At 63.9% G+C, this 9,007-nt stretch carries 9 protein-coding genes; 4 read left to right on the top strand and 5 right to left on the bottom strand.

Translation table 11 applies throughout. The annotated features are described in order from the left end of the window. Positions 1-835: serine hydrolase (locus VGH54_RS25505; protein ID WP_331514914.1), on the top strand; the 835-nt coding region annotated here is incomplete at its 5' end. An 81-nt stretch (positions 836-916) separates the two neighbouring features. Continuing rightward, on the top strand, positions 917-1,270 hold the full coding sequence (locus tag VGH54_RS25500) for a DUF732 domain-containing protein (RefSeq protein ID WP_414688800.1): 354 nt from the start codon (positions 917-919) through the stop codon (positions 1,268-1,270). 203 nt (positions 1,271-1,473) lie between these two features. Here the strand turns inward: VGH54_RS25500 and VGH54_RS25495 are convergent, their stop codons facing one another. The 3 genes from VGH54_RS25495 to VGH54_RS25485 all read right to left on the bottom strand — a co-directional run bounded on the left by VGH54_RS25495 (position 1,474) and on the right by VGH54_RS25485 (position 4,509). Next, on the bottom strand, positions 1,474-1,947 hold the full coding sequence (locus tag VGH54_RS25495) for a PAS domain-containing protein (protein ID WP_331514913.1): 474 nt from the start codon (positions 1,945-1,947) through the stop codon (positions 1,474-1,476). Positions 1,948-2,342: 395 nt separating this feature from the next. Continuing rightward, entirely contained in the window at positions 2,343-3,278 is a 936-nt protein-coding gene (locus tag VGH54_RS25490; protein WP_331514912.1) for an SDR family NAD(P)-dependent oxidoreductase, read from the bottom strand. A gap of 205 nt (positions 3,279-3,483) precedes the next feature. Further along, positions 3,484-4,509: a fused (3R)-hydroxyacyl-ACP dehydratase subunits HadA/HadB gene (locus VGH54_RS25485; RefSeq protein WP_331514911.1), complete on the bottom strand. Its 1,026-nt coding sequence runs from the start codon at positions 4,507-4,509 to the stop codon at positions 3,484-3,486. 193 nt (positions 4,510-4,702) lie between these two features. Between VGH54_RS25485 and VGH54_RS25480 the strand changes: the two genes are divergently transcribed. Continuing rightward, positions 4,703-6,013, top strand: coding sequence for an NAD(P)/FAD-dependent oxidoreductase (locus VGH54_RS25480; protein WP_331514910.1), 1,311 nt, complete (start codon positions 4,703-4,705; stop codon positions 6,011-6,013). A 91-nt stretch (positions 6,014-6,104) separates the two neighbouring features. On the opposite strand, the gene VGH54_RS25475 is transcribed toward VGH54_RS25480, so the two are convergent. Beyond that, positions 6,105-7,124, bottom strand: coding sequence for a glycoside hydrolase family 6 protein (locus VGH54_RS25475; RefSeq protein ID WP_414688801.1), 1,020 nt, complete (start codon positions 7,122-7,124; stop codon positions 6,105-6,107). A 52-nt stretch (positions 7,125-7,176) separates the two neighbouring features. Here VGH54_RS25475 and VGH54_RS25470 point away from each other — a divergent pair, with 52 nt between their 5' ends. Then, positions 7,177-8,112: a nitronate monooxygenase gene (locus VGH54_RS25470; RefSeq protein ID WP_331514908.1), complete on the top strand. Its 936-nt coding sequence runs from the start codon at positions 7,177-7,179 to the stop codon at positions 8,110-8,112. An 8-nt stretch (positions 8,113-8,120) separates the two neighbouring features. Here VGH54_RS25470 and VGH54_RS25465 read toward each other — a convergent pair whose 3' ends face one another. Further along, positions 8,121-8,963, bottom strand: coding sequence for an alpha/beta fold hydrolase (locus tag VGH54_RS25465; RefSeq protein ID WP_331514907.1), 843 nt, complete (start codon positions 8,961-8,963; stop codon positions 8,121-8,123). Between the last annotated feature and the right edge of the window lie 44 nt (positions 8,964-9,007).

The following is a 9,007-nucleotide window of genomic DNA, read 5'->3' as shown; positions in this document are numbered from 1 at the left end:
GCTAGAGGTGCTCCAGCGATCGATCGACGACGTCGTAGCTACCACCATCGACATCGATTGGTCGATTTGCGTTCGAGATGTCGCAGGTCGCGAAGTGGCCGGCCGCAACGCCGACAGGTCGATGAAGACGGCAAGCATCGGAAAGCTGCTGTTGCTCGTCGAGGTCGCACGGCAATGCGCCGAGGGCGACCTCACTGAGACCACCCTGCTCGGGCAGGATCCAGAACTTCACGTCGCCGACTCGGGAATCTGGCAGCATCTGCACGTCGAAGAACTGGCCGTGCACGATCTCTGCGTGTTGATCGCGAGCGTCAGCGACAACGTGGCGACCAACGCCCTCCTCAAACATGTTGGCCTGCACCAACTCCACGACCTCACCGAATCCCTCGGTCTACACCACACGGCGCTGCTCGATTACGTCCGAGACCACCGCGGCCCAGACGATCCGGAGACGCTGTCGATCGGATCGGCGTCCGAGTTGTCGCTGGTGATGAGTCAGCTGTCGCGCAACGAGCTGGTATCTCCAAGTGTGTCAGAACAGGTGAACGCCTGGCTGGCAACGAACGTCGACCTCTCGATGGTTGCGTCCGCATTCGGCGTCGATCCGCTGGCACATGCGCCGTCGGATCGAAACTTCGTAATTCGTACCAAGACTGGAGCTGACCCAGGGGTCAGGGCCGACGTTGGCACGATCGGCCGAAACGCCGTCTGGTTCAACTACGCCGTGATCGCGAATTGGAATGCCTCGGATCCTGACCTCCGAGACAGTGCCCTGTCGGGAATGCGCGCCATCGGCACGACCCTGAGAACCACCATTGAAATTAATGCGAGATGACAAGTCCGCTCGCAACCACCGCGTAGTACGCTCTAACCGATTTATCAGCGTCGTGTCATCCTAATCAAAGGAAACGAACACATGAGCTCACCTCGCTGGCTCGTCCGACTCACCATCCCCGTAATGGCCGGCGCCGCCATGGCTGCAAGCGCCGGAATTGCGAACGCCACACCCCAAGATGACGCATATCTCGCGAAGCTGAGCGCCGTAGGCCTGACGTGGCCGCCCAGCACCGAAGAGGCGCTTATCGGTGAGGCCCACCTGATCTGCTACGACCTCCAGTGGGGTTGGCAGCCACAGCAGATTGCCGACGACATTCACGACCACCTGAACAAGAGGGGCGTTACGCTGCTCGATGTCGGGACGATGGTCGACGCGGCGCACAAGATTTATTGCCCCGGAAACAACTGCGACGCCCCGACACTCTGCACTTAACAGCGATTGCAGCGACGCCACCATTGCGATGGCCGGTTGCAAACGGTCGCGTTAACTGTCGCCAAATCGTCAGTTACAGTGCGAAACTGTCACCGGTGGCTCGGCAAAACGAATCGCGCTTGGCTACAACGCATTAGCGGCGTACGCTGCCGGATCGGCAAAGCGAGGCGTCACTGCTGCACTCCTCGCCTCCGGCTCTAGCGTTATTCGCGTGGGGTGGTCCAGACCAATTCGGTGATGTCGGTGACACCGACCAGCAGTATCTGGTCAGTGGCACGAACGAACAGCGTCTCGGATACCAAGCTGCGGACCGCGAAGCCTTCGGCGTGGAGCCAGTCGACGATTCCGGTGCCGGCGGCGCGCAGTATGGCGACACAATCGCGTGGCGGGGTTGCTGAATGTCCGGCCAGCAGCGCGGGAAGCTGTTGTCCGGTCAGCATGACCGTGTCGGGATGGTGTCCGAGCATGGTCGCGAAAGCGGGGTTGGTGTAGACGACGACGCCGTCAAGTCCAGCGGCGAGCATGGGCACCGCTAAGCGATCCAGCAGTACCCATGCGGGCAGCGTCCGGAGGTATTCCTCGGCGCTGCTCGGCGAAGGCCGGCGGCGTCTTTCACCCCGGTGCAACCCCGCGTTCATGGATTTGTCGCGGCCGTTGGTCTCCGCGTTGGCGGGCACGGTGTGGTTCGTCCGGTGAACATAAGCATCGGGTGAAGTACTCAACAGTGATCCCGGTGTGCAGATAATCACGTTCAATGTCGAGTCGCGGCGCGGGACGCCTGGAGTTCGCGGCTGTATTCGCAACGGCGGAACTCGTACCCGACCAGCGTGGTTTGCCAGCTGTCCCGAAAATACGCCATGCGACGCGATCGGGGGAGCGCTCGTGGTTAATTCTCCGGTCGACTGAATTAACACCTGTGCGGACCTACGGTGGCTATCGGCACCCATGTCGGCGATCCGCGACCGCCCCTGCTGCCGCTTGGCGAGGCCCACCTCGTCGAAATGCGGTCCTTGCTCATCGATTAGCGATCGGCAACGCCAGCGGACGCGAAGCAGCGCATAGCCGATGCGGCCTATTGCAGAGCGTTGACGCCGAGGCGTTCACAGATCGCCAGCACCTCTTCGAAGATGGAGCCGGGAACCGTATAGGGATCGGTGGCAGTGACCTCCGACAGGTGGGTGACGATGTCGTCGGCGGTCGGTCGGCTGTCGCGGTCGGCGAGCCAACCCTCGCCGAGTCCGACGAAGACACGGGCGAACCTGCCGCCACAGGCCGAATAGTTCTGGTGGGTCAACTCGCAGGCGCGACTGGCCAGAAATACCACGATCGGCACGACGAGTTCAGGATTGATGACCTTGGTGAAGCCGATCTCCTCGAGGGCTTTCGGATCGCCAATGGTTTCGGTGACCATCCGCGAAAAACCAAAGGGCAGCACGGTGTTGGATTTGATGCCGTGCTCGGTGCCTTCGATCGAGATCACATTGGAAAGGCCGACCAGCCCGGCTTTGGCGGCGGCGTAATGCGCCTCCGACGGCTGACCGAACATCCCGCCCGACGACGAGATGAACACGAACCGCCCATAGCCTTGCTGTTTCATGATGCGGTAGGCCGGCTGGCTGAGGTGGAATCCACCGTCGAGGTGGACCCGCAGCATGCGCGTCCAATCGTCATGAGTGAGTTGGTCGAACGGGATGCTGTTGAAAATGCCGGCATTACTGACGACTGCGTCGAGGCGACCGAACGCTTCTAACGCGGTGTTGACGATGGCCTCGCCGCCTTCGGGGGTATCGACGGAATGATACGAAGCCACCGCCTTGCCGCCGGCGTCTTCGATTTCCTTCACGACGGCGTCGGCGACGCTGGCGTCTTCACCGTCTCCGTGCATGCTGCCGCCCAAGTCGTTGACCACCACCAACGCGCCCCGGTTCGCCAACTCCAAGGCGTACAGGCGGCCCAGACCTCGGCCGCCTCCGCTGACGAGCGCGACCTGCTCCTTGAAGTCGATCAAAATGGTGGCTCCTTAGCGAACGCGCGGCGGTAACGAAAATTTGGTTATGCGGGACCGAGTTCAACTGTCTGGTCAGCGCCGGCCCCGTCCCCGTCGGGCGGCACGAGCAAGACCTCTATTGAATCAAACCAAATTTTTGTTCCCCTCCGCAAGTCCGCGCAAAGAGGAATGCCGTGCGCGATTCGAACCCGTCTGACTACCGCAGTCAGCGGAAGCGGACGCCCAACGTGGCCATGCCAAAGATCTTCTTGCCGCTGGATTTCGCCGCGACCATCACCACACCAGAGCGGGTTTCCGGATCCAACGACTTGATTTTGCCGGTGAATTCGATATCGCAGCCCTCTCTGGCCGACACGATCGCGGGAGCCGACAGCCGCACCGCGTAGCGGGTGACCGCACCGGGGTCGCCCGTCCATGTGGAGGCGTATCCGGCACCCAAACCCATGGTGAGCATTCCGTGAGCGATCACGTCGGGCAGGCTGGCCAGTTTGGCGATGTCCTCATCCCAATGAATCGGGTTCGCGTCGCCGGCCACGCCGGCGTAGTTCACCAGGTCGCCGCGAGTCAGTCGAGCGTGGTGCACCGGTAGCTCGTCGCCGACCTTGACGTCATCGAACGACGCCGTCCCCGGCGTGCGGGTGAGGCCTCCGTCGGCGATCCGAATCTCGCCCTCGGGGCGCACCGTCTTGTGATAGTCGTCTTCGCCGATTCCGAAGATGTCCACGTCGTGCATCATCGCGTTCTGCACGGCAGTCTTGATCGCCGGATCGACATCCTCGGCGGTGACCCCGACGACGGTGGTGTGCAAGGTGTGCACCCGCTCGCCGGCTGCGTCGGTGAAGGTGTTGGTCACCGTGATCAGATCCCGGCCGGCCATCCTGCGCACAGACGTCAGTTCGACGTCAACCGTCAGCTCGTCGCCGGCCACGATTGGTCGGTGCTGCTCGAACAACTCTTCGGTCTGCATGTAGGTGTCATAGCCGACGACTATCTGCTCAAACATACGGCGATTGCAGGTCATGCCCGGGGTCGAGGTAAATGTCAGCGGCGCAATCAGGTCCGAATAACCCAGTTCAGCCGCGGCGGCGACATCCCAATGGGCGGCATGATAGTCCTGCACCGCGCGGGCGTACTCGCGGAGCTTTTCGCGGCCCACCAGGTACGTGCCGTCCATCTGATAGTGATGGCCGACCCGCGCCTCGAGCGCCGACGATTCTGTTGCTGCAGTCATGAATGGCTCAACTTTTCTATCGGCTTGTTCGCTGAAGCCAACGAAAAGACAGTAACGCGCGACGATCGAGGCGCCACACGCCGATCACTTCGCGACACGGCGACACGCTGTGATGAACCGCAGGTTCGATAGCTTAAGAACAACAGATGAGGGACCTTGGTCGGTGCCCGTGGGAACAGAGCCGGGAGGTTGCGTGGAATCCTTCGACGTTGCCGTGGTTGGAGCCCGGTGCGCTGGCTCGCCGCTGGCCGTAATGCTCGCTCGCCGCGGACTGAGCGTCTGCGTCGTCGACCGGGCCCGCTTTCCGTCCGAGACGCCGTCGACGCACATGATTCAGCCGTGCGGCGTGCGCATCCTGGACGAGCTTGGCGTCTTGGACACGCTGTTGAGTGCGGGGGCTGTCCCGCTGCGGGAATTCACGATCGTCAGCGACGATGTCCGGATCGACGCATCGGTCGACGGTGTTGCCGATGATCCGGTGCTATGCCTGCGACGACTGACGCTGGACGGGCTGCTCGCAGAGGCAGCCGCCACGGCGGGAGCCGAGGTGCGTACTGGTCTGCGCGTCACAGGGCTCCTGCGAGATGGAGCCCGCGTGACCGGTGTGCACACCGACAAGGGGCCGATCCATGCGCGGTTGGTCGTGGGCGCTGACGGACGGCACTCGACGGTCGCCGACGCGGTCGGTGCTCAGGAATACAACGTGACGGAACCAGGCCGCATGGTGGCGTGGGGCTATTTCGAAGGCGTCGATCCACACGGCCCGGCTCGGCTCGGCCGGATGAAGGACATGGCCTACCTCACCGGGGCCACCGATGGTGGCTTGTACATGGCGGCTATCGCCCCGGATCAGACCAGAGCCGACGAAGTCCACGCTGACCGAGACACGTTCTTCGCCAACGCCATCCGCCAATGGCCCGAGCTGGCCGACCTGATGTCCGGGGCGCAGCGGGTCGGGCCCCTTCGGCTTTTCACCAAGTGGCACGGCTACTTCCGCCAATCCGCCGGACCGGGGTGGGTGCTCGTCGGCGACGCTGGGCACTTCAAAGACTTCACGCCCGGTCAGGGCATTGCCGACGCACTGCGCCAGGCACGACAGCTAGCGCACAGCATCGAACACGGCATGGGTTCCACCAGCCTCGATGAGGAGATGCAGCGGTGGTGGAACTGGCGAGACAACGACGCCTACGAAATGTATTGGTATGCGGCCCGTATGGGTGCGCCCGGGTCTGCGACGCCGTGGACGAACTGTGTCCTGCGCGAGATCAGCTCGAACGCCGAAGCCATCCGCTCATTCCTGCAGATCCTCAATCACGAGGTACCGCCCTCGAAGTTGTACACACCCGCCTTGGCGTTGCGAGCCACCGCTCGCGCCATCCGGGAACAGCCAAGCAGTGCTCCCGCTACGGTAAGAGAATTCGTTTCCATTGCGGGACAGACCATTCGCCAAGCCCGGCAGAAACGGGCCAGTCGACCTCAGCTCAGGCCGTCGGCGAAATCGTGAATGGCGGCCGCCACCTCATCATGTGGGGCTGGACGGTGTCGGCGGCATCGCGAACGTCGTGTATGCGGAGGCGCTGTATTTCGTCGGTGCCTTAGTGGTGCGCGGCGCGGGCCAGGTCGACGGCGTACTGGTTGACGAAGTGGCCCGGCCCCGGATCGCCGCGGCCGCAAGTGCCGTCGGAATCACCGGGACGCTTGATCCACAGGTAGGCGTCGGCGTGCGCACCCGCGGTAGCTGACGTGGGCGGGACGCCGAGCGCCCGGCCGCTGGGATTGCACCAATTGAGCGGGCCGTCTGGCGCCGGTCCGGCGCCGTTGCGCGAGGTGTCGATCACGTAGTGCGCGCCTTTTGTGAGCGCCGAAACCGCTTCGCCGTAACCGATTTCCTCATCGGTGGTGAAGAAATTGGAGGTGTTGAGGCTGAAGCCCCGGGCGTGTTCTACGCCGACTTGGTTGAGCCTGTTGGCGATTTCCTCGGCCTTCAACCACCGTGAGTGCCCTCCGTCGATGTACACGGCGGCGGCCGGATCGCGGGTCAGGGTGTCAACGGCGTAGCGGATCAGAGTGAAGCGTTCATCCCGTTGGCCAGCCGAAAGGCAGTCGGCCATGTCGAGTGCATCGGGTTCGACGATGACCGCCACTGGCGAGGCCCCGAGAGCGCCTGCGATGCCGTCGATCCACTGCCGATAGGCGTCGGCCGATCCGAATCCACCCGCTGCGAAGCTGCCGCAGTCGCGATGGGGAATTGCGTACAGCGCCAGCACCGGCATACTGCCGGCGGCCTGGGCAGCCCCAACGTACCCGGCGACCACAGCGGAAGACACCCCCGGGTCGACCCAGTGCGCCTGCGGCGTGTTAGCGATCGCGTCGAGTTCGGGACTCGGCGGATTGGCCTTATGCGCGGCCGCCATGGCCGGCGACGTGGGATCGACGAAGAAGGGCTGTCCGGCCAACGGGTTGGCCGCATCGACAAGGCGGACCGCCGGGGCGGGACCGGTGTGGGCCGCGGCGGCAAAAGTCACCCCTACGACTGTCAGAAATGGAAGGAACCACCGAGCGGCTGCGCCAACAGCTGTAAACGTCACCTGAGAAAAATTAGTGCGGCGACGCAGCGAGCGCCAATCCGGGTCGGGTTGTCGCGGCGGCCTGGCACAGAATCAAGACGTGGCTAACCGCATCCAATCGCTCCTCGGCGTCGAGTACCCCGTCGTCCAGGCACCGATGACATACATCGCCAGGGCTGAACTGGCCGCCGCCGTGTCCGAGGGTGGCGGCATGGGCATGGTCGAGACGTTGACCCCCGAAGGTCGTGCTGACCTGCGTAGGGTGCGCGAACTGACCGACCGTCCGGTCGCGGCCAACCTGATGATCCAGGGCTGGAAGCGGGACCCGTCGATCGTCGACGAGCTCGTCGCTGCCGAGGTTCGCCATGTCTTCACCTCCGCCGGCGACCCGGCCCTGTTCACGGCCCGGCTGCACGACGCGGGCATTACCGTCATCCACGTCATCGGATCGCTGAGAGGCGCGATGAAGGCTGTGGACGCGGGCGTCGACGCGCTTGTGGTCGAGGGTGTCGAGGGCGGCGGGTTCAAGTCGGCCCTCGGTGCGTCGACGTTGGTCTTGCTTCCGCTTGTCGCCGACCGCGTCGACATCCCGATCATCGCGGCCGGGGGGATCTGCGACGCCCGGTCCGCGGCGGCGGCCGTCGTTCTGGGCGCCGAGGGTGTGCAGATGGGCACCCGGATGCTGGCCAGCCACGAAGCCGCCGTGCACGCCAACTTCAAGAACAACATCATCTCGGCGGGGGATGACGGGACCGTGATGCTGGACCTTCCCGGCAACCCGACTATGCGGGTGCTACGAACCGGACTTGCGGCGCGCGTCGCCGCCGGCGATCCCGAGGTGGAGCTACTCGGTCGGATCACCGATCTGTACTTCGAAGGCGACTTCGAGGCCAGCGTCGCCAACACCGGACAGGTGTCCTCGCGGATCATCGATTTGCAACCGGCCGCACAGATCGTCAAACAAACGTGGTCGGAGATCGAAGCTGTGTTGAGCGAGAGCCGGTCTCGGCTCGGCGACGGCGGCTCCCCCAGCTGACCGTTGCGTCACTGAAGTGGGTGAGCGCCGAACCAGTCGAGCAGTAGGTCGGCCAGCTTGTCGGGTTGTTCCTCGGGTATCCAGTGCGAAACGCCGCGCAGGATTTCGAACCGGTATTGCCCGTCGACGTATCGGGCGGTGTTGTGGGCCGATTTGGGCATCAACGCGGTGTCCTGGTCGCTCCACACGTATAACGTTGGCACAGAAACCTTTTGGTTGATCGCACGCGGATTGGATAGCGGCATCGCGCGGTACCAGTTGATCGCAGCCGTCAGGGCGCCGGGTTCGCCCATGGCCCGTGCATCGCGCTCGGCGGCGACCGGAGTTTGCCCGGCCTGCTGGAGCAATTTCGACATCAACGTGCCGTTGCGCCATCGCATCGACCACTCCGGGACGCGCGGCAACTGAAAGAAATACATGTACCAAGACGCCAGGCCCTGTCGACTGTTCAGGAACGATTTGAGGAACGCGGCGGGATGCGGCACCGATACCGGCGACACGGTTGCCAGCCGCTCGGGCATCTCCGCCGCGGCGGCCCACGCGACCGCGGCGCCCCAGTCGTGTCCGACCAAGTGCACCTGCCGCGCACCGCTGGCGTCAATCAATGCGCCGAGGTCGCCGACGAGTTCGGGTATCCGGTAGTCGCGGCGGCGGGGTGGCCTCGCACCCGCTGAATATCCCCGCTGGTTGGGCGCCAGGCAGCGATAGCCCTGAGCGGTGAGCCGGTCGATGACGGCATTCCAGCTGTCGTTGTGTTGCGGGAAGCCGTGCAACAGCACCACGACAGGTCCGTCAGCCGGTCCGGCGTCGCGGACATCGAAGGTCAGGTCATTGCGGCGGTATTGCTCCATCCGTCAAGCATGTCCCATCCGTATGCCAAGGCGCCGCCCCACCC

Origin of the sequence: Mycobacterium sp. (assembly GCF_036488105.1) — a bacterium.
Taxonomy (GTDB): Bacteria; Actinomycetota; Actinomycetes; order Mycobacteriales; family Mycobacteriaceae; genus Mycobacterium.
The sequence above is the reverse complement of the archived record's forward strand: the minus strand, read 5'-3'. Positions and strand labels throughout refer to the sequence as shown.